The 18,825-nt window shown below is 63.2% G+C and carries 20 protein-coding genes; 8 read left to right on the top strand and 12 right to left on the bottom strand.

The window, feature by feature from the left end; translation table 11 throughout:
- Window positions 1-55 precede the first annotated feature (55 nt).
- From B5V02_RS26905 to B5V02_RS26885, 5 genes are all read left to right on the top strand, one after another.
- Window positions 56-940: a fumarylacetoacetate hydrolase family protein gene (locus B5V02_RS26905; protein WP_111547220.1), complete on the top strand. Its 885-nt coding sequence runs from the start codon at window positions 56-58 to the stop codon at window positions 938-940.
- A gap of 28 nt (window positions 941-968) precedes the next feature.
- Window positions 969-2,243: a metal-dependent hydrolase family protein gene (locus B5V02_RS26900; RefSeq protein ID WP_111547064.1), complete on the top strand. Its 1,275-nt coding sequence runs from the start codon at window positions 969-971 to the stop codon at window positions 2,241-2,243.
- Window positions 2,244-2,248: 5 nt separating this feature from the next.
- Window positions 2,249-2,773 (top strand): DUF5943 domain-containing protein, encoded by a 525-nt coding sequence (locus B5V02_RS26895; RefSeq protein WP_111547063.1) that lies wholly within the window; start codon window positions 2,249-2,251, stop codon window positions 2,771-2,773.
- Between the two features lie 165 nt (window positions 2,774-2,938).
- The gene (locus tag B5V02_RS26890; protein WP_245446206.1) at window positions 2,939-4,369 is read left to right on the top strand and encodes a DHA2 family efflux MFS transporter permease subunit; all 1,431 of its coding nucleotides are present in this window, start codon (window positions 2,939-2,941) and stop codon (window positions 4,367-4,369) included.
- 195 nt (window positions 4,370-4,564) lie between these two features.
- Window positions 4,565-5,221 (top strand): GntR family transcriptional regulator, encoded by a 657-nt coding sequence (locus B5V02_RS26885; protein ID WP_111547061.1) that lies wholly within the window; start codon window positions 4,565-4,567, stop codon window positions 5,219-5,221.
- A 137-nt stretch (window positions 5,222-5,358) separates the two neighbouring features.
- Here B5V02_RS26885 and B5V02_RS26880 read toward each other — a convergent pair whose 3' ends face one another.
- The 8 genes from B5V02_RS26880 to B5V02_RS26845 form a co-directional block, all read right to left on the bottom strand.
- Window positions 5,359-5,814, bottom strand: coding sequence for a MaoC/PaaZ C-terminal domain-containing protein (locus B5V02_RS26880; protein WP_167458694.1), 456 nt, complete (start codon window positions 5,812-5,814; stop codon window positions 5,359-5,361).
- Window positions 5,811-6,884: a Gfo/Idh/MocA family protein gene (locus B5V02_RS26875; protein ID WP_208647144.1), complete on the bottom strand. Its 1,074-nt coding sequence runs from the start codon at window positions 6,882-6,884 to the stop codon at window positions 5,811-5,813. Before B5V02_RS26875 ends, B5V02_RS26880 begins: the two co-directional genes overlap by 4 nt.
- Window positions 6,880-7,209: an L-rhamnose mutarotase gene (locus B5V02_RS26870; RefSeq protein WP_111547058.1), complete on the bottom strand. Its 330-nt coding sequence runs from the start codon at window positions 7,207-7,209 to the stop codon at window positions 6,880-6,882. Before B5V02_RS26870 ends, B5V02_RS26875 begins: the two co-directional genes overlap by 5 nt.
- 10 nt (window positions 7,210-7,219) lie before the next feature.
- Window positions 7,220-8,332 carry a mandelate racemase/muconate lactonizing enzyme family protein gene (locus B5V02_RS26865; RefSeq protein WP_111547057.1) on the bottom strand — a complete coding sequence of 371 codons (1,113 nt, stop codon included), beginning with the start codon at window positions 8,330-8,332 and terminating at the stop codon, window positions 7,220-7,222.
- Window positions 8,333-8,337: 5 nt separating this feature from the next.
- Window positions 8,338-9,435: an ABC transporter ATP-binding protein gene (locus tag B5V02_RS26860; RefSeq protein ID WP_111547056.1), complete on the bottom strand. Its 1,098-nt coding sequence runs from the start codon at window positions 9,433-9,435 to the stop codon at window positions 8,338-8,340.
- A gap of 3 nt (window positions 9,436-9,438) precedes the next feature.
- On the bottom strand, window positions 9,439-10,305 hold the full coding sequence (locus B5V02_RS26855) for a carbohydrate ABC transporter permease (RefSeq protein ID WP_111547055.1): 867 nt from the start codon (window positions 10,303-10,305) through the stop codon (window positions 9,439-9,441).
- Between the two features lie 2 nt (window positions 10,306-10,307).
- Window positions 10,308-11,204 (bottom strand): carbohydrate ABC transporter permease, encoded by an 897-nt coding sequence (locus B5V02_RS26850; protein WP_111547054.1) that lies wholly within the window; start codon window positions 11,202-11,204, stop codon window positions 10,308-10,310.
- A 141-nt stretch (window positions 11,205-11,345) separates the two neighbouring features.
- On the bottom strand, window positions 11,346-12,665 hold the full coding sequence (locus B5V02_RS26845; RefSeq protein WP_111547053.1) for an ABC transporter substrate-binding protein: 1,320 nt from the start codon (window positions 12,663-12,665) through the stop codon (window positions 11,346-11,348).
- A 168-nt stretch (window positions 12,666-12,833) separates the two neighbouring features.
- Here B5V02_RS26845 and B5V02_RS26840 point away from each other — a divergent pair, with 168 nt between their 5' ends.
- Window positions 12,834-13,619, top strand: coding sequence for an IclR family transcriptional regulator (locus B5V02_RS26840; protein ID WP_111547052.1), 786 nt, complete (start codon window positions 12,834-12,836; stop codon window positions 13,617-13,619).
- 63 nt (window positions 13,620-13,682) lie between these two features.
- A complete protein-coding gene (locus tag B5V02_RS26835; RefSeq protein ID WP_111547051.1) occupies window positions 13,683-14,522 on the top strand; it encodes an amidohydrolase family protein in 840 nt (279 codons plus the stop codon).
- Window positions 14,523-14,532: 10 nt separating this feature from the next.
- On the opposite strand, the gene B5V02_RS26830 is transcribed toward B5V02_RS26835, so the two are convergent.
- The 3 genes from B5V02_RS26830 to B5V02_RS26820 are packed head-to-tail and all read right to left on the bottom strand — an operon-like array spanning window position 14,533 to window position 17,419.
- On the bottom strand, window positions 14,533-15,672 hold the full coding sequence (locus B5V02_RS26830) for an extracellular solute-binding protein (protein ID WP_111547050.1): 1,140 nt from the start codon (window positions 15,670-15,672) through the stop codon (window positions 14,533-14,535).
- Window positions 15,673-15,704: 32 nt separating this feature from the next.
- Entirely contained in the window at window positions 15,705-16,865 is a 1,161-nt protein-coding gene (locus tag B5V02_RS26825; RefSeq protein WP_111547049.1) for a CaiB/BaiF CoA transferase family protein, read from the bottom strand.
- Between the two features lie 2 nt (window positions 16,866-16,867).
- Entirely contained in the window at window positions 16,868-17,419 is a 552-nt protein-coding gene (locus tag B5V02_RS26820; protein ID WP_111547048.1) for a MaoC family dehydratase, read from the bottom strand.
- Between the two features lie 199 nt (window positions 17,420-17,618).
- Here B5V02_RS26820 and B5V02_RS42305 point away from each other — a divergent pair, with 199 nt between their 5' ends.
- Complete coding sequence (locus B5V02_RS42305; RefSeq protein ID WP_281004986.1) at window positions 17,619-17,753, top strand: hypothetical protein; 135 nt, start codon at window positions 17,619-17,621, stop codon at window positions 17,751-17,753.
- Window positions 17,754-17,809: 56 nt separating this feature from the next.
- On the opposite strand, the gene B5V02_RS26810 is transcribed toward B5V02_RS42305, so the two are convergent.
- On the bottom strand, window positions 17,810-18,817 hold the full coding sequence (locus tag B5V02_RS26810; protein ID WP_111547046.1) for a Tim44 domain-containing protein: 1,008 nt from the start codon (window positions 18,815-18,817) through the stop codon (window positions 17,810-17,812).
- Window positions 18,818-18,825 lie beyond the last annotated feature (8 nt).

Raw genomic sequence — 18,825 nt, 5'->3', positions numbered from 1 at the left:
GACAGATATATAATTTCTGAACAAAGTCCAGCCTTCACAAGCGAGGATGTGGCCAGTGCGATTTGCAGCCTATAAATCGTCGCGGGGACCCGGACTGGCAATCGCATTGCCGGAAGGTGAGTTCCGCGGCATCGACGAAAGCGATGCGATGTTTCCCGGACGATTGGAGGACCTGATTGCCGAAGGCGCGCAGGCGCTGCAGGCGGCCGGCGAGCGGCTGGCCAGCGGACGACGGATCGATCCTCAATCGGTCGAATGGCTGCCGCCGATATCGGCGCCGGGCAAGATCATTTGCGTCGGTCTGAACTATGTCGACCATTCGATCGAGAGCGGCTTCGTGCCGCCGACCTATCCGACGCTGTTTGCCCGCTTCTCGACCAGCCTGATCGGGCATGGCGCGGCCATCCGCCGTCCGGAGGCCTCGATCCAGCTCGACTACGAAGGCGAGATGGTCGCCATCATCGGCAAGGCCGGCCGCCACATTGCCCCCGGCCAGGCGCTGAGCCATGTCGCCGGTTACTCCATCTTCAACGATGCCTCGATCCGCGACTTCCAGACCAAGTCGCCGCAATGGACCGTCGGCAAGAACTTCGACGGCACCGGATCCTTCGGGCCGATCTTCGTGACGGCGGACGAATTGCCGCCGGGCGGCAAGGGGCTGCGCATCCAGACACGCCTCAACGGCCAAATCGTCCAGAGCGCCTCGACCAGCGACATGATCTTCGATGTCGCGTCGCTGATCTCGATCATCAGCGAGGCGATCACGCTCGAGCCGGGCGACATCCTCGTCACCGGCACGCCGTCCGGCGTCGGCATGGCGCGCAAGCCGCAGCTGTTCATGAAGCATGGCGACGTCTGCGAAGTGGAGCTGGAGGACGTCGGCATCCTGTCCAATGTCGTTGCCGACGACGTCATATCAGCGCAAGCCGTCAACCAATAAAACCCGTCAACTCCGAAAGGACGATGTCATGACAAGAGTGATGTTTCGAAATGCCATGATCTGGGACGGCACCGGCGCCGATGCCTTTCCGGCCGATCTGCTGGTCGACAACGGCCGCATCGTCACCATCGCGCGCACGCCCGGGCAATTGTCCGGCGACGGCGCGACGACGGTCGAGTGCCGCGGCATGACGCTGATGCCGGGCCTTGTCGAAGGCCATGCCCACATCTCCTTCGGCGGCGCGATCAAGGATTCCGACCTCGGCCTGATCCCGCCCGAGGAGCACCTTCTGCTCACCATGCGCAATGCCAAGACGTTGCTCGACCATGGCTTCACCAGCGCCTACAGCGCCGCGACCTCGAAGCTCAGGCTCGACATCGTCATCCGCAACGAAATCAATGCCGGCCGCCTGCCGGGGCCGCGCATGCGTGCCGGCAGCCCCGAGATCACTGTGACCGGCGGCCTTGGCGACGAGCGCCAGCAGCATATGTATCACGAGAGCTTCGGCATGATCGCCGACGGCGTCGAGGAGATCACCAAGGCGGTGCGCCTGTGCTGCCGCGAAGGCGCCGACAACATCAAGATCAACATTTCCGGCGATGATCTGAGCCCTGCGGCGCATGGCGGCCTCACCGTGATGAGCGAGGCCGAGGTGATGACGGCGGTGTCGGTCGCGCGTGACTTCGGCAAGAAGATCAACTGCCATGCCCGCGCCGCCGGTTCGGTGAAGCGCGCGGTGAAGTGCGGCGTCGACGTCATCTACCACTGCGAATCCGCCGACGAGGAAGCGCTCGACGCGCTGGAATCGGCCAAGGACCGCATCTTCGTCGGCCCGGCCATCGGCATCATCTACGGCACGCTGTACGAGGGCGAGCCCTTCGGCTTCACCCACGAGATGGCGGTCAAGTTCGGCATGCAGCGCATCCTCGACGACAGCCGCAAGGTCTACACCGAACTGCGCAAGCGCGGCGTGCGTGCGCTGATCGGCGGCGACTATGGTTTCGCGCAGACGCCGCAAGGCACCAACGCGCGCGACCTCAAGCATTTCGTCGACCTGCTCGGCTATTCGCCGAGCGAGGCGTTGCAATGCGGCACGCGGCTCGGCGGCCAGGTGATGGGCCTCGGCGACGAACTCGGCATGGTCAAGGAAGGCTTCATCGCCGACCTGCTGCTGGTCAATGGCGACCCGCTGAAGGACCTCGACATGATGGTGCATGAGAAGAACCTCGTCGTCATCATGAAGGACGGCGAGCTCTACAAGGACCAGTCGGCGTCGGTCGCCGCGCAGCGTCAAGCGGCCTAGGCATCATGCAGCCCGCGGTTCCGATCGATGTCGACGAGACGAGCGGCATCTGGCGGACCGACGGGCTGCCGATGGTCTACATGCCCAGGCACTTCCTGGTGAACAATCATCTCGCGGTCGAGGCAGCGCTTGGCCGCGACGCCTATCGCGCCATCCTGCGAGCGGCGACCGCAAAGTCCGCCATCGAATGGTGCGAGGAGCAGGTGCGCGGTAAGGGCCTCGATCCCGAGGCGACGTTCCGCCACTATTTTCAGCGTCTGTCGCAACGCGGCTGGGGCCAGTTCTCGATCGACGCGCTGGATGTCGCCGGCCGTCATGGCAGCATCAGCCTGAGGAATTCGATCTTCGCGCTGGAGGCCGGGCAGGGGCCTGGCCAGCGCGTCTGCTACATGTTCGAGGGTTTTGTCACCGGCGCCTCCTCGTTCCTGCTCGGTCTTGCGACAGCGACGGAAGTCGAATGCGAGGAGACATGCTGCGCTTGCGAAGGCCGGCACGACCATTGCCGGTTCGACTTCGCGGCCAAGCCGTAGCCAATCACTGCCGTCTTCGCCGCAGAACTCGCGGCCTGCAGTCAAGATTTGTTGACCTCCATCCAGGCAGAAATGACTACCGTTCCGCTTTTTGTCGGATCATAAGACAGGCCGCGTGATCAGGTCCCAACTGATCGCACACAGCCGCCGGAATTGGTCACAGCATTGGAACAGCCTCAATTTGCCACCGAGCGTGACCCGAGGCTGAGACTGATCATTCCGACAATCGTCGCCATCGCCTTTCTGATGGAGCAGCTCGATTCCACCATCATCACCACCGCAATCCCGGCCATCGCGCGCAGCCTCGACACGACGCCGGTCAGGCTGAACCTGGCGATCACCACTTACATTCTGACCTTGGCCGTGTTCATTCCCGTCAGCGGCTGGTTCGCGGACAGGTTCGGCGCACGACGCGTGTTCGCGCTGGCGCTTTTCACCTTCACCCTTGGCTCGGCGCTGTGCGGCATCGCCAACAGTTTCGGCATGCTGCTGGCGATGCGCGCCCTGCAGGGGCTGGGCGGCGCCATGATGACGCCCGTCGGGCGGCTGATCCTGCTGCGCAGCTTTCCGCGCAGCGGGCTGATCACCGCCATGACCTACATGACCTTGCCCGCCATCATGGGACCTGTCATCGGGCCGCTGCTCGGCGGCCTGTTGACCACCTATGCCTCGTGGCGCTGGATATTCTATGTCAACGTGCCGTTCGGCTGCCTCGGCATTCTGGCCGCGCTGCGCTTCGTCGACGATTTCCATGAGCAAGCGGTGCAACGCTTCGACTTCGCCGGGTTCCTGATGGTGGGGTGCGGCGTTGCACTGCTGCAATTCGGGCTGGAGAGTATCGGCCGGCCGATCATCCCTGTTTCGGCGACAGTGCTGGTGCTGGCCGCGGCGGTCCTGCTGCTGCTCGCCTTCGGGCGCTATGCGCGCCGCGTCGTCGCGCCGGCAGTCGACCTGACGCTGTTTCGGTTTCGCTCGTTCTGGGTCGGCACGCTGGCCGGCGGCCTGTGCCGCGTCGGCCTCAACGGCGTGCCGTTCCTGTTGCCGCTGATGCTGCAGGTCGGCTTTGGCATGAGCCCGGTCACCTCCGGTTCGCTGACATTCGTCGGCAGCTTCGGCGCCTTGCTCATCCGGCCGCTGCTGTCGCCGCTGTTGCGGCGCTTCGGCTTCAATGTCGTGCTGATCGGCAGCGCGCTTGTCGGCTCCGCCGCCGTAGCGGGCTTCGCCCTGATCGGCGCCGACACGCCGCACTGGATGATCGGCCTCTACGTCTTTGTGTTCGGCATCATCCGTTCGGCGCAGTTCATGACTTCCAACACGCTGTCCTATGCCGACCTGCCGGCGGACAAGCTCAGCCGCGCCACCAGCCTCGGCGGCGTCCTGCAGCAGCTCAGCGTTTCGCTCGGCGTTTCAATCGCCGCCATGGTGCTGGGTCTGGTTGCAGGGGAAACCCACATCGTGACACCGGAGCGCTTTCATGAGGTGTTCCTGCTGACCGCGATCATCCCGCTGCTGTCCATTCCCGGCTTCCTGTATCTGCGTGCCGAGGACGGCGTGCAGGTCAGCGGTCACGTTCGGAAGGGCAGTTCTCGCAAATAAGGCGACGGACGTGGCGTAGCCAGTTTCGAGGCATGCTCTCCTTGCCATGATCCACCGGCGCCGTGCCGATCCTTGCCGCCGCCGCCTGTCTGACGGCGCGTATACGGGCATACTTATATCCATGCAGGGAGTCTTCGGTTAGGCTGGGCGACGTGTGAAAAGGAGCATCGCTTGCGAGGGTTTGCGGAAAGCGTGATGCAGGGCCCGCGGACCGTGGCCGAGCAGGTCGCCAATGTCCTGCGCGAGGCGATTGCCAATGGCACGATAAAGGCAGGCACTCCGCTTCGCCAGGACGAGCTGGCCGAGCAGTTCGGCTTCAGCCGGATGCCCATTCGTGACGCCCTTCGCCAGCTTGAAGCCGAGGGTATTGTTTCCATCCACCCGACAAAGGGCGCGCATGTCGCCCGGATGGACAGCGCCGAGATCAGCGAAATCTATGCATTGCGCGAGCTGCTCGAAAGCGAGGCGCTCCGGCTCTCTGTACCCGGCCTCGCCGGCGCGAAGCTCGAGGAGGCTGAACAGGTGCTCGACCAGATCGACGCGGAGCGCAATGTCGGCCGATGGGGCGCGCTGAACCGGGCCTTTCATCTGGCTCTCTACCATGCCTGCGGCAACCGGCGATTGCTCGGCCTGATCGAGGCGCATCACAACGCGGCTGATCGTTATGTCCGTATCCTGCTGTCGAACCTGGACTATCGCAACCGCTCGCAGACGGAGCACCGCGACCTGCTGGCTGCCTGCCGGCGGCGCGACGGCGACAAGGCCGTAAGCATTTTGATGCAGCATCTTCGCGAAGGAAGCGAGACGCTGGTCAACGCGATAGAGGGAGATGGTCTGTCGCGAAAATCCTAGGCCGTGGTGAAGGCGTGCTCGGAGTCCAGTGGCGGGTGCCGCGCACAGCATGATCCTGGTGGCGGCAACACCGGTCCTGCTGCTCGGGCTGGAGCGCATCACCGCGCGCCACCGGCTCATAGGAATTGCCCCGAGTTTCAGCTCCGCGCCGGCCTGCGTTCGACGATGTAGATGTGGTCGGCTGCCAGCACCACGTCCCCGCGCTGGTTGATCACTTCGCAGCGTTCGATCACCCGTCCGGAGCCCGGCCGCTTGGGATCGTCCTCCTTGGCCGCGATGGTGGTGCGCGTGCGGATCGTGTCGCCGATGAACACCGGCTTGATGAAGCGCAGCCGGTCGTAGCCATAGGAAAAGGCGACGGGATTGACGATGGTCGCCGTCAGCCCGATGCCGATCGAGAACACCAGCGTGCCATGGGCAATGCGCTGGCCGAACGGCGTCATCTTCATGAACTCGGCGTCCATGTGATGCGGGAAGAAATCGCCGGTGTGGCCGGCATGGACGACAAAGTCGGTCTCGGTGATGGTGCGGCCGCTGGTGAGGCGCGAAGCGCCGATCTCGTAGTCTTCGAAATACTGGATCTGTTCCATCAGGGTCTTTCCGCGATCGGCGTCGCCGGTGCCGCACTCGACTGATAAGCGGCCTCGACCAGCGCCATGGTGTACCACGCATCCTCGACCGGACTGATCAGCTTCGCGTCCTCGCCGGCCGCAAAACGCTGGACATTGGCCATGCGGCCGACGAAGGCATCGGGGAACCATGCTCCGGCCAATGGCACCGCGATCCAATCGGTTCCGCCTTTCGGATAAATTTCCAGCACCTCCGGTTCGCCGCGCGGATAGTCGAGGTTGAGGCCAAGCTTGAGATAGGCCGCGCCCTCGGTGCCGCAAATGCGGAACTCGGAGGCCTGGTGCCGGCGGCCGAATTTGTGGTCGTGATTGATCGACAGTGCGCAGCGCACGGTATCGCCATAGTCGAGAATGGCGCTGGTGCGCGTCTGCGCTACGGCATGGTTGGGATGGCCGAGCGTCTTGGCGTGCACGCCATGCGGGTCGCCGAGCAACTGCCGGATCAGGTCGAGATAGTGGATCGAATGCATGGCGATCTCGACGCGCGGCGCCTTGAGCAGGAACTCCCACAGCTGCCATGGTGTCGCCAGCGCCAGCCAGGCGTCGAAGTCGACGATCTCGCCGAGCCAGCCCTTGGCGATGGCATCCTTGAGCGCCAGCACCATCGGCGCGAAACGCGCCTGGAAATTCACCGCCGCCTGCAGCTTCTTGGAACGGCAGATATCGAGGATTGCGGTCGCCTCGGTAAGGTTGCTGCCCATCGGTTTCTGGATCAACGCCACCGCGCCGTCAGGCAATGCGTCAAGCACATCGGCATGGTGAGTGGGTGGCGTCGCGAGGTCGAAGATCGCACCCTCGACAGTGGCCGCTTCCTCGGGCGTGCGGAAGACCGTCACACCCCATTGGCTGGCCAGCTTTTCCGCTTTGGCATGATCGGGATCGTAAAGCCCGGCGATCGGGAAGCCGGCCTTCCTGTAAGCCGGGAAATGCGCATCGCCGACGATCGAACCGGCGCCGAAGGTGACGATCGGCCGGGGCGTCGAGGGTTTGGGCCAGGACTGGACGAGTGAGGCAGGGTCGAAACCGCCCTCAATCATGATGGAAAACCTCGTCCATCGCTGCCCACCATTCGCCTTCCCCGCGCGTCGCCAGCGGTTCCTGGCAAGGCATGCAAACCGCCCACCATTCCTGCGTCTTCGGGTCGGCCGCCATCCTGGCCATGTCGGCCGCGTAGTCGGTGCCGTGGTATTCGAACGTGCTGAACAGCAGGTTCTCCGGTCGCTTCAGGTAGATCGAGTAATTCTTGATGTTGCAGGCCGAGATCATGGTCAGCACGTCGGGCCAGACGGCGGCATGAAGGCGGACATACTCCTCGACCTTTTCCAGCTTCAGCCCCAGAACCATCCCCATCCGCTGCATGTCCGTCTCCCTATCTGGTGATCGCCGTGGTGAATTCGGCGATGCTCATGGCCTTGACCGCGTCCCAGTCCCAATCGATGCCGATGCCCGGCTCGTCGGGCGCCAGCGCCTGCCCATCCTCGATGCGCATGTGCTTGCCGGTCAACTGGTCGAGCTGCGGAATGTACTCGACATAGCGGCCGTTCTGAACAGCGCAGGTCAGGCTGACATGCAGTTCCATCAGGAAATGCGGGCAGACCGGAATGTCGAAGGCCTCCGCCGCATGGGCGATCTTGAGCCAGGGTGTGATGCCGCCGATGCGGCCGACATCGACCTGGACGATCGAGCAGGCGCCTTTCTGCATGTATTCGCGGAAATGGCGGATGGAATAGAGCGACTCGCCGATGGCGATCGGCGTCGGCGTCGAGTTCGACAACCGCACATGCCCGTCGATGTCGTCGGCCGGCAATGGCTCTTCGATCCAGGCGAGGTCGAGCTCGCGCAACCTGGCCGCGCGCCGGATCGCCTCATCGACCGAGAACCCCTGATTGGCGTCGGTCATGATTTCGTAGCCGTCGCCAACCGCCTTGCGCACCGCCGACAGGCGGGCAAGATCTTCCGAGCCGTGCGGCTTGCCGATCTTCACCTTCGAGCCGCGAAAGCCCTTGGCCTTGGCGGCCAGCGCATCGTCGACCAGCGCCTGCGTCTCGATGTGCAGCCAGCCGCCTTCGGTCGTGTAGAGCGGGCAGCGGTCCTTGGCACCGCCGGCCAGCTTCCACAGTGGTAGCTTCTGCTTCTTCGCCCGCAGATCCCACAGCGCCGTGTCGATCGCCGCGATCGCTATGGCCGTGATCGCACCGATCGTGGTGGCATGGGTGGCAAATTCGAGATCGTGCCAGATCGCCTCGATCATGTCGGGGTCGCGGCCGATCAGGCGCGGCGCGAGATGGTCGGAAAGGAGCCGCATCACCGACGAACCGCCGGTGCCGATCGTATAGCTGTAGCCGGTGCCGACCGCGCCGTCGGAATCGGTGATCGTCACGATCGGCGTTTCCTGGCTGACGAAGCTCTGGATCGCGTCGGTGCGCTTGACCTTGGGGACAAGGTCCACCATCCGCAGTTCGACTTTCTCGATTCTGGCCATGTCCGTCAGCTCCGCAATGTCTTCCCGGTGTCGGCGGCAAACAGATGTGCCTGCGACATGTCGAAACTCATGGCGATCCGCTCGCCCGATTTCAGCGGCCTCGGATTCAGCATGCGCGACACCCAGTCAGTGCCGTTGAATTCGACGAACACCAGCGTCTCGTTGCCGAGCGGTTCGGTCACCGTGATCGGCAGTTCGATCTGGTGGACGTCGGCGACGCCGCCGGAACTGATGCCATGGCCGGTCGGATAGATGTCGTCCGGCCGCAGCCCGAACACGACCTTGTCACCGGTAGCGACATTGGTCTTGAACTGGCCTGGCAGCGGCAGTTTTTCACCACTGCCGAAAATCATCTGGCCACCGTCGATCGTGGCCTCGTGCAAGTTCATCGGCGGCGAGCCGATGAAGCCGGCAACGAAGCGCGTCGCCGGTCGCCGGAAAACCTCGTCGGGGGTGCCGACCTGTTCGATGTAGCCGTCACGCATGATGACGATGCGGTCGGCAAGCGTCATCGCCTCGACCTGGTCATGGGTGACGTAGATCACCGTCGACTGCACCTTGGCATGCAGTTTCTTGATCTCGGTGCGCATCTGTGTGCGCAGCTTGGCGTCGAGGTTGGAAAGCGGCTCGTCGAACAGGAAGACGTCGGGATCGCGTACGATGGCACGACCCATGGCAACGCGCTGACGCTGGCCACCGGACAGTTGCGACGGGCGGCGGTCCAGCAGCGTGTCGAGGCCGAGGATGGCCGAGGCCTCGGCGACGCGGCGGTCCATGTCTTCCTTGGCCGCACCGGCGATCTTCAGGGAGAAGCCGAGATTCTCGCGCACCGTCATATGCGGATAGAGCGCGTAGGACTGGAACACCATCGAGATGTTGCGCGAGCGCGGCGGCAGGTCGTTGACGACGCGGCCGCCGATCTCGATCGAGCCGGCGCTGATCTCCTCCAGTCCGGCGATCATGCGCAGCGTTGTCGACTTGCCGCAGCCGGAGGGGCCGACCAGCGCGATGAATTCGCGGTCGGCGATGTCGAGATCGATGCCGTGCACGATCCCGACATTGCCGTAGCGCTTGGTCAGCTTGGTGAGGGAAACAGTTGCCATGGATCAGCCTTTCACCGCGCCGGAGGTCAGGCCGCCGACAAGGTGTTTCTGGACGATAAAGGTGAGGGTGAGCGCCGGAATGATCATCACCACGGCGAGCGCGCACATGCCGCGCCAGTCGATGGTGAACTCGGCCGTGTAGTCGAGCAGGCCGACCGGCAGCGTCTTGGCGCTCACCGAGCGGGTCAGCTGCGAGGCCAGCGCGAATTCATTCCAGCAGGTCAGGAAGGCGAAGATCGCTGCGGAAGCGATGCCCGGCCCGGCGAGCGGGAACTCGACCTGCCAGAACGCCTGCCAGCGCGTGCAGCCATCGATCTGCGCCGCTTCCGCGAGGTCCTTCGGCACCTGGCGGAAGAAGCCGTCGATCAGCCAGATCGTGAACGGCACGTTGAGCGCGACATAGGCAAGGATCAGCCCGAAATGCGTGTCGATGATGCCAAGCCGCACATAGAGGAAGAACAGCGGCAGCGACAGAGCGATGCCTGGCACCGTGCGTGTCAGCATCAGGCCAAGGAAGACACTCGATTTGCCGCGGAAGCGGTAGCGCGCAAACGCATAGCCGCCGGCCATGCCGATGGCCACGGCAATGACCGTCGAGGTCACCGAGATGATCAGCGAGTTGCGGAAGTACTCGATCACCGGGATGCCGCCCTTGCCGATGCCGCTGAACATGGCGACATAGGCGTCGAACGAGATCTCCTGCGGGATCCATACCGGCGGCTTGGCCATGATCTCGACGGTCGGTCGCAGCGACGACAGGACGATCCACAGACCAGGCAGACAGATGGTCAGCATCGCCAGGAACAAGCCGATGCGATAGACGACGCCTACGAGCCGGCGCTTCAAGCGGGCGGAAGAATTCTCGTCCATTCTCACCACTCAGCACCGATCTGCGTGCGCGCCGCGGCGAGCTTGTTGAAGAAGTAGACGGTGAAGGCGATCGACAGCAGGATCGAGACATAGGCCATGGCGTTGGCCATGCCCATGCGCCCGTCGCTATAGGCGGTGCGCGCCACCAGCGTCCAAAGAAGTTCCGTGCGGCCCGCCGGTCCGCCATCGGTCATGATCTTGACGATGTCGTAGGCGCGCGCCACGTCCAGCGAACGGATGGTCATGGCGATATAGGCGAAGGGCATGACGAACGGCCACGTCACATAACGGAATGTCTGCCAGGGCGTGCAGCCGTCGACGCGTGCCGCCTCGATCGGCTCCTTGGGCATGGCGAGCAGGCCGGCGAGGATCAGGATGGCGAAGATCGCGGTCGACGACCAGATTTCGGCGATCGAAATGGCGATGAAGGCGAGGTGGCTCTCGATCAGCCACGGTATGGCGTCTTGCGTGATGCCGAGCGACTGCAAGGCATTGTTCACCAGGCCGATATTGTCGTTGAACATGAACTTGAACTGGAAACCGACGAGGATCGGCGAGAACATCATCGGAAACATCATCAGCGTGCGCAGGATGCGCTGGCCGCGCGTCGCCTTCTCGACCAGCATTGCCAGGCCGAGGCCAAGCAGCATCTCGAGATTGAGCGCGATCGTCAGCAGCAGCACCGTGCGACCGAACGCCCACCAGAAATCGGTGTTGGACAGGATCGAAAGATAGTTCCTGATGCCGATGACGACGAAAAATGTCTCGGGCCGCGTCAGGCGGAACGGCGTGAAGCTGGAATAGAGCGACAAAAGCAGCGGCACCACGACCACCGCCGCCAGCACGATCATGGCCGGAAGCAGCAGCAGGAATGGCGCAGATGGCTTGAAGCCCTTCATCAGGATCCTGTCAGGTAAAGTGAACTGAGTGATGGAGCCAGGAGCAGCTAAGGACGATCGTGAATCCTCGGCTGCCCTCATGGCGCAAGGCGCGATCGCCTCCCCCATTGCTGATGGGGGAGGCAGCCTTGGGAGCGGTTGCTAGAGTTTGCCGGCGTCTTCGAGAATTTGCGTCGCCTTGGCGGCGGCTTCATCCAAAGCCTGCTTGGACGTCTTGTCGCCAAGGATAGCCGCCTGCAATTCAGGATAGACAGCGTTCGAGATCTCGATCCACTCAGGCGTCTGCGGCACGGCGAAGGCGTGCTTGGCCTCTTCCTGGAAGGCGGCGAGAACTTCCTTCTTGTAAGGATCGTTTGCCGCTTGCTGGAGGTCCCAGTCCCACACCGCGGTGCGGGTCGGCAACGGACCAGCGGCCGCCTCGAGCTTCTGGCTGTCCTCGTTGGTCAGCCACCACACCAGGGAAGCCGCGGCCTCCTTATTGGGGCAGTTCTCGGTCACCGAGAAGCCGTGGAAACCGGACCAGCCGGTGCGCTTGCCCGACGAGCCCTTCGGCGCAACCTTGACGCCGACATTGCCGGCGACCTTCGACGACTTCGGATCGTTGAAGAAGCCGGCCCAGCCCGGCCAGTCGAGATTGATGGCGACGGTGCCTGAAGCAAAGCCCTGGCCGAGATCGTCCCACAAATAGTTGGTCGTCCCGGCCGGCACGGCCTTGGCCTTGTAGAGGTTGACGAACCAGTCGAGCGCCCTGATGCCGGCCTCGGAGTTGAAGACCGGCTTGCCGTCCTTGTCGAGGTATTCGCCGCCTTCGGCGACGACCATCTCGTAGAAGCGGCCATTGATCGCCTCTTCCTTGCCGGCAAACTGCGTGCCGTAGAAATTGGGTGGGTTGGCGAAGAACTCGGCCTGGTCGGTGACTTCCTTCCAGGTGTCCGGCGGCATCAGATCATAGCCGTATTTCGCCTTGAACTTGGTCTTGTTGTCGGCGTTCTCGTACAGGCTCTTCTGGTAATAGAGCGCCGAAACGTCGAACTGCGCGCGCGGCAGCATCTCCAGCTTGCCGTCGATGGTCGCCGCCTTGATCGTCGAAGGCACGAAGGCGTCGATCTCCTCCTTGGGCAAGAGCTTGCTGAGGTCGGTGTAGAGGCTCGTATACTGCGGCGCGAACGACGAATGGTTCCAGCCGACGCACCAGTTGGTGCTGCCCGAGGCGATGTCGGATTTGAGCTCCTTGTCGATGTCGAAGCCGTTTTTCTTGGTCAGGATGTTGACCTTGGCGCCGGTCAGCTTCTCCCATTCAGGGATGCGCTCATAGAGCTTTTCATATTGCTGGCCGCCGATCAGCTTGGCGTCGATGGTGACGCCTTCGAACTTGCCGGGCAGGTCGCCGGCAAGGGCCGTGCCTGCACCGAATGCAAGCAACAATGCGCCGGCGGACACGCCGGAAAGCAGTCTGTTCATTGGTATCCTCCCTTGGTGCGCCTCAGCGGCGACCGCAACTCGTCTGATGACAAGAAGTGCTACATTCATATACAAACAAAACATTCACGAATACGTCAAGGCGAAATTTGTTTCCGTCGACAGCATTCCTGCGTATATGAAGAATCGAATTCACTGGAGGGATGAGCCATGGACGACAGCGAAGACGAGCGCTATCGCGCCCCGGCGCTCGACAAGGGGCTCGACATCCTCGAACTGCTGGCCGGCGTCGACGGCGGCCTGACGCAGGCCGAAATCGCCAAGAAACTCGACCGCAGTCCCAATGAATTCTACCGCATGCTCGACCGGCTGGTGCGGCGCGGCTACGTCACCAGGCTGGATGGCGACCGTTATTCGCTGACGCTGAAGCTGTTCGGCCTGGCGCAATTGCACGCGCCGGTGCGGCGGCTGGTTTCCTACGCCACGCCGCTGATGCGCGAGCTGGCCGAGACATCGCAGCAGGCCAACCAACTCGTTGTTTTTGATCGTGGTTCCGCCGTTGTGATTGGCCAGCAGGAGGCGCCGAATTACTGGGGCATTTCGATCCGCGTCGGCTCACACATCAGCCTGTTCGACACCGGTTCGGGACATGTGCTGCTGGCCTTCCGTTCGCAGGAAGAGCGGCAGATGATGATATCGGAACATATCCGCAGCACTGACAAGGCGGCGCAGTCGGCCGAGTTCTTCGCCCGCCTCGACCAGATCCGCGACCGCGGCTACGAGATGATGGCTTCGATGCAGACCGCCGGTGTCTTCAACCTGTCGGCCCCGGTGCGCAGTTCCGATGGCAAGGCCATTGCGGCACTGTCGATTCCCTACATCACCGTCGTCAACGCGCCTTCCGCGCCCGACATCACCAGGACCATCGAACTGTTGCTGGTCACGGCCGAAAAGCTTTCGCACCTAGCCGGATCGGCGGTCGGCTCGTCGACGTGAATTCTTATTTGAATGAAGAATTCCTCCGTGAGATGATTTAACCGCCCAAGAGGAGGAGCTACAGTGATCGTCGACACCCATCTGCATCTCATCGATCGTTCGGTGCTGCGCTATCCCTGGCTTGCTGGTGTGCCGGCGCTCAATCGCGATTTTTCTTACGACGAATACGCCGTGGAGGCCCATCGCGTCGGCGTCGAACGCGTGCTGCATATGGAGGTCGATGTCGATCCCGCCGACATCGAGGCCGAGACCGCTCGTGTCGAAGGACTGTCGCGGCAGCCCGGCAGCATGCTGGCCGGAGTGATCGCATCCTGCCGGCCGGAAGAGGCGGATTTTGCAACCTATCTCGAACGGCAGCGAACAAATCCCTTCGTCAAAGGGTTCCGCCGCGTCCTTCATGTCGTGCCCGACGATCTCTCGGAAGGCGCACTGTTCCGGGACAACATCAAGCGGCTTGGCGGCACCGGCCTGAGCTTCGATCTTGTCGTGTTGCCGCACCAGATTCCCAAGGCGACAGCGCTTGCTGATTTGGCGCCCAATGTGCAGTTCGTCCTCGACCATTGCGGCGTCCCTGACATCAAGGGCAATGGCGAACATCCATGGCGCGAACACATGAGCGAGATCGCGCGCCGCCCGAATGTCGCGGCCAAGGTCTCCGGTGTCGTCGCCTATGCCGAGCCCGGCAGTTGGACGGCCGAGACACTGCGGCCTTATGTCGAACACACCATCGGTGCGTTCGGCTGGGACCGCGTCGTCTGGGGCAGCGACTGGCCGGTCTGCACGCTCGGCGGCGGCCTCTCGACCTGGGTGGCGGCGACCCATGCGCTGCTGTCAGGTAGCAGCGTCGATGAACGCGACAGGCTCTTGTTCGCAAACGCCAGCAAGCTGTGGCAGCTCGATTAGCCGGTCTCGTTCAGGCTCCTCCACCGTCAGCGCCGGGCGCCGGAACACTCTCCCGGAACAGGCGATTGAGATCGGCAACGACCTGGCCAGCCCGATGCCTGGAAGTCAGGCCGGCGATGATGCGATCGGACGCCGCTTGCTGGAACGCCATGGAGCCATCGTGGCGCGGTCGCACCCATGCGCCCTCCAGCGTCGCGCGCGTATCGCGATAAAAGTTGCCGGTCGCGGCATTGACGGCCTCGTCCTCCCAGGCCGCGGCGTGGCCGGGTTGGCCGCCGGCGGCGGCATAGGCGCCGCGCTGGACATCGCCGCTGGCGACCCAGTAGGCGAAGTCGATCGCGGCATCTTTTGCTTTGGAAAAGGCTGAAACCGCTATGCCGGTGCCACCAAGCGCCGAACCGATGGGACCACTGGCACCGATGACCGGGATGTCGGCAAAGGCCAGTCGGTTCACCCGAAAACCCGTCACCGCATAGGAGACATAACCGTAGATCAGCGGCGCGCAGACGATTTTGGAATCGGCTTCTGCCATACGTTCCGAAACGGCGATTGGATCCATCTCGAAGCAGGCCGGGTCGACCAGTGCCGCGATCTCGCGCATCGCCTCGAAGACTTCGCCGCCGGTCGCAATGTCGATGAGATCGCGGGACGGATCGGTCGCGCACGAGTGTCCGAGATTGCCGGCAAGCGTGTAGAACACCATCAGTGAGTGGGGTGGGCGCAGCGGCAACAGCACGCGGCCTTGCCGGGCGAGATCGAGCACGTCGCTCCAGCGCGCCGGCGGCGCATCGAGCGCATCCGGCCGCCATGCCTGGACTTGGCTGGCCGCATCGATCGGAAACGCCCATTGCCGTCCCTGCCAGCTGTAGCTCGGATAGGACTGGCCGACGCTGCCTGAGGCAAGGGCTGTGCGCTCCGCCTCGCGGCCGGCGACATCGAGCGGCTCGAGGCAGCCCTCCGCTATGATCTGGCCGACATGCGGATGGTCGATGACGATAAGGTCATAGGCCCGCGCCAGTTCCTCGACCGGGAAGGACTCGAAATCCTGCAGCGAGCGCTTGTCCCATTCGATCGCAACGCCGGTCTTCTGCTGCCAGAGCGACGAACAGGCGACCATCGGATCGTAGCCGCGCGGATGGCTCCAGGTCATGCCCCTGAGGGTGGGCACGAGCGTGCGCACGCTCACAGCCCGAACTCCTCACGGATTGCCGCACTGTGCTCGCCGATCCGCGGTGCTGCCCGGTCGACCTTGGCCCTGATACCGTCGACCCTGAGCGGCGAGCTGGTGGTCAGGATCGACACGTCGTCCTCGCGCGTCACCGTCTGCAGCATGTCGAGCGACTGGAACCCTTCGCTTGCCAGCATCTCCGGCCAGGTCAGCACCTTGGCGCACCAGATGTCGGCAGGCTCGAGGATATCAAGCCATTCGTCGATGGTCTTGGTGGCGATCCTTTGCGCGATGATCGCCTTGATGTCGTCGCGCGCGGTGAACCACGATGCCGGCCTGTCGCGATAGGGCGCCAGTTCGCCAAGCGACAGCAGGTCGGCCAGCTTGGGGATCGGCGTCATGGCGATGGCGAGATAACCGTCCTTGGCGGCATACACGCCATAAGGCGCCGACAGATAGGCATGAGCACTCCGGAAGCTGGAGCGCCGGGGCAAGCGGCGGCCATCATTGAGATGCGTGGTCAGCACCTCGAACTGGAAGTCGACCAGCGCTTCGAGCAGGCTGGTTTCGATATGGCTTCCCTGGCCGGTGATGCCGCGCCGCACCAGCGCCGCCAGGATGCCTTGCGCGCAGGCAGCGCCCGCCAGCATGTCGCCGATGGCAAGGCCGAACGGCACCGGTCCCTGGTCTTCGTCGCCGTTCAGCCACATCACACCGGAGCGCGACTGGGCCAGAAGGTCCTGGCCGGGCCGCTTGACCCAGGGACCGTCCTCGCCATAGCCGCTGATCGAGGCATAGACCAGGCGCGGGTTGATCTTGCGGACGGCCTCGTAGTCGAAGCCCAGCCGTTCGATGACGCCCGGCCGGAAATTCTGGATCAGCACATCGGCATTGGCCAGGAGCCCGCGCAGCACCTTGAGATCGGCCTCGTTCTTGAGGTCGATGGCAAAACTTTCCTTGGCCCGGTTGATGGCATGGAAGATCGTCGAGTCGCCTCCGATCTCGGTGTCGCTGAGATAGAGCCGGCGCGACAGGTCGCCGCCATCCGGACGCTCGATCTTGATGACGCGAGCGCCGAGATCGAGCAGCCTGAGCGAGCAGTAAGGCCCGGACAGGAATTGGCTCATGTCGACGACGACGAGACCGGCGAGCGGCAATTCGGCTACTGCCGGCATCGTTATTTCTCCGTCTTGCCGACGAAGTCGGTAGGGTTGCGGTACTTCACCGTCTGCAGATGCTCGCAGTAGAGAACGAGTTCGCCTTCGCCCTTGAACACCTCGTAGCTAGCGCGGATCAGCCCCATCTCCTTGTAGCGGGGCTTCTTGTCGAGGTTGGAGCGGATCGAATAGATCGTATCGCCAATGAAGACAGGCTTTATGAAACGCAGCCTGTCGTAGCCATAGGAAAAGGCATTGATACAATTGGTGGCGACCAGTCCGAGACCAGCAGAAAAGACGAAAGCGCCGGCGATCAGCCGCTTGCCGAAAATGCCTTCGGTCTCGGCAAACATCTGGTCCTGCACATAGGGGTGGATGTCGAGCACCAGCGTGTTGAACAGGTGGCTGTCGCCCTCCGCCATGGTGCGGCGCAGCGAGCGGATCTTCTGACCGACCGGCCAGTCCTCGTAAAACCAGTTCTCGGCGTTCCAAACCGGCAGCGCGGCGTGCTCCTCAGGCATATTTTTGGGGTGCGTCGAGGCGACGCCGACGGTGGGCGCGAAGTCATTCATGGCTGGCCCCGTACGGCCAGCAGGAGATTGCCGGCAACCGTTGGAACACGCATCAAAGCGCCTGAAAGCACGACGTCTCCTCCCGTCAATCTTCTTTTGTAAATAGTATTTTCACATATGGGGTTGCGTTGCAAGCGTGAACAGGCGAAATTTTGGCCGTTCCCGCGCGCCGCAGCGCCGGCGGGCAGGGGAGGAAAACATGGGCAATGCCTGTCTGGTCTTCGTCGGCAGCCTGAACCGTGAGGCGCCGTATTTTCAGGGCGCGCGCGGCGTCGGTCTCGGTGTCTACAGCTTCGACGAAGCGACGCCGATGTGCGTCAAGATCGTGCGCTGAACGCCCGCAACCACCCATCACATCTGCATCGAAGCCTCGGACAAAACTGGCCGGGCTCAAGCCTGTTGTATTGCCGACAGCTTCCAGCTCGAGCCATTCTCACGCATGAATGTCCACAGCTCGGTCGTCTCTGTCGGATGATCATCGTCGCCCTCGACGACCTTGCCGCTGGCCCGTTCGCGCGTCACGTCACGAGACTCGTAGCGCAATGCGGCCGTGGCGTAATCGCGGTCATCCTCGCGCCAGCTTTCCGCGATGTCGGCCTGCAGTAAGGTAATGTCCGTTACCTCGTTCCTGAGACCTTTCTGGGCATTTTCGGCCAGCTCTTCGGACAGATAGGACACCATCTCGGGGGTCACCGCCCGGCGCAGAGCGGCATGGTCTTCGCGCCCGAATGCTTCCTGGACATCAGTCAACAGCTGCTGGAATGCGTCGAGGTCGGTCTGGGCCAGCGTGATCTCATCAGAACCGGTGGCCGGGGAGCCTCCGCCCGAACCGCCGCCAAAGCCGGGAATTGTGAAGGAGCGTGCAGTGTCCGTCTGCTGCTGTGGCGATGCGAGGTTCTCAAATTTCGAACCTTGGGCATTGGAAGCTTGGGCATTGCCGGCGCCGGCGAGCGCAGGGGCAGGACCACGCGCGGATTGCGACCGGAAGTAGCGAATGGCCAGCATGATTGCGCCACCTATGAGCAGGGCCTGAAGCAAGAAACCGAACATGCCGGCCAAGCCGCCGAAGCCTTGGCCCACGAGCAGGCCGATCAGGCCGCCGAGCAGCAGGCCGCGCATCATTGTTCCACCGAAGCCGCTCATGAAGCCGGGCCTCTGCAGGCCGGCCTGCGGCTGCCGGGCCGGAGTGTTCACACCGGTGTTGGGCGTCATCGAACGCTCGACCGGGGCGGTCGGCGCCGGTGCGGTTCTGGTCGGCGGTGCCGATTGGAACGTGCGCGTGCCACGACTGCCGAAACTGCCGCCGCGACGAGCCTCGGCATGATCCATCGCGACCATGGAGAATGCAAGGAACAGGCCTGCAAAGAGGGCGGCAAATCGGCTTGTGCGGGAAGTCATCTGGGATG

This window comes from Mesorhizobium kowhaii, assembly GCF_003253745.1.
Taxonomy (GTDB): domain Bacteria; phylum Pseudomonadota; class Alphaproteobacteria; order Rhizobiales; family Rhizobiaceae; genus Mesorhizobium; species Mesorhizobium kowhaii.
Note: the sequence above shows the minus strand (reverse complement) of the source record. Positions and strands in the feature narration are given on the sequence as shown.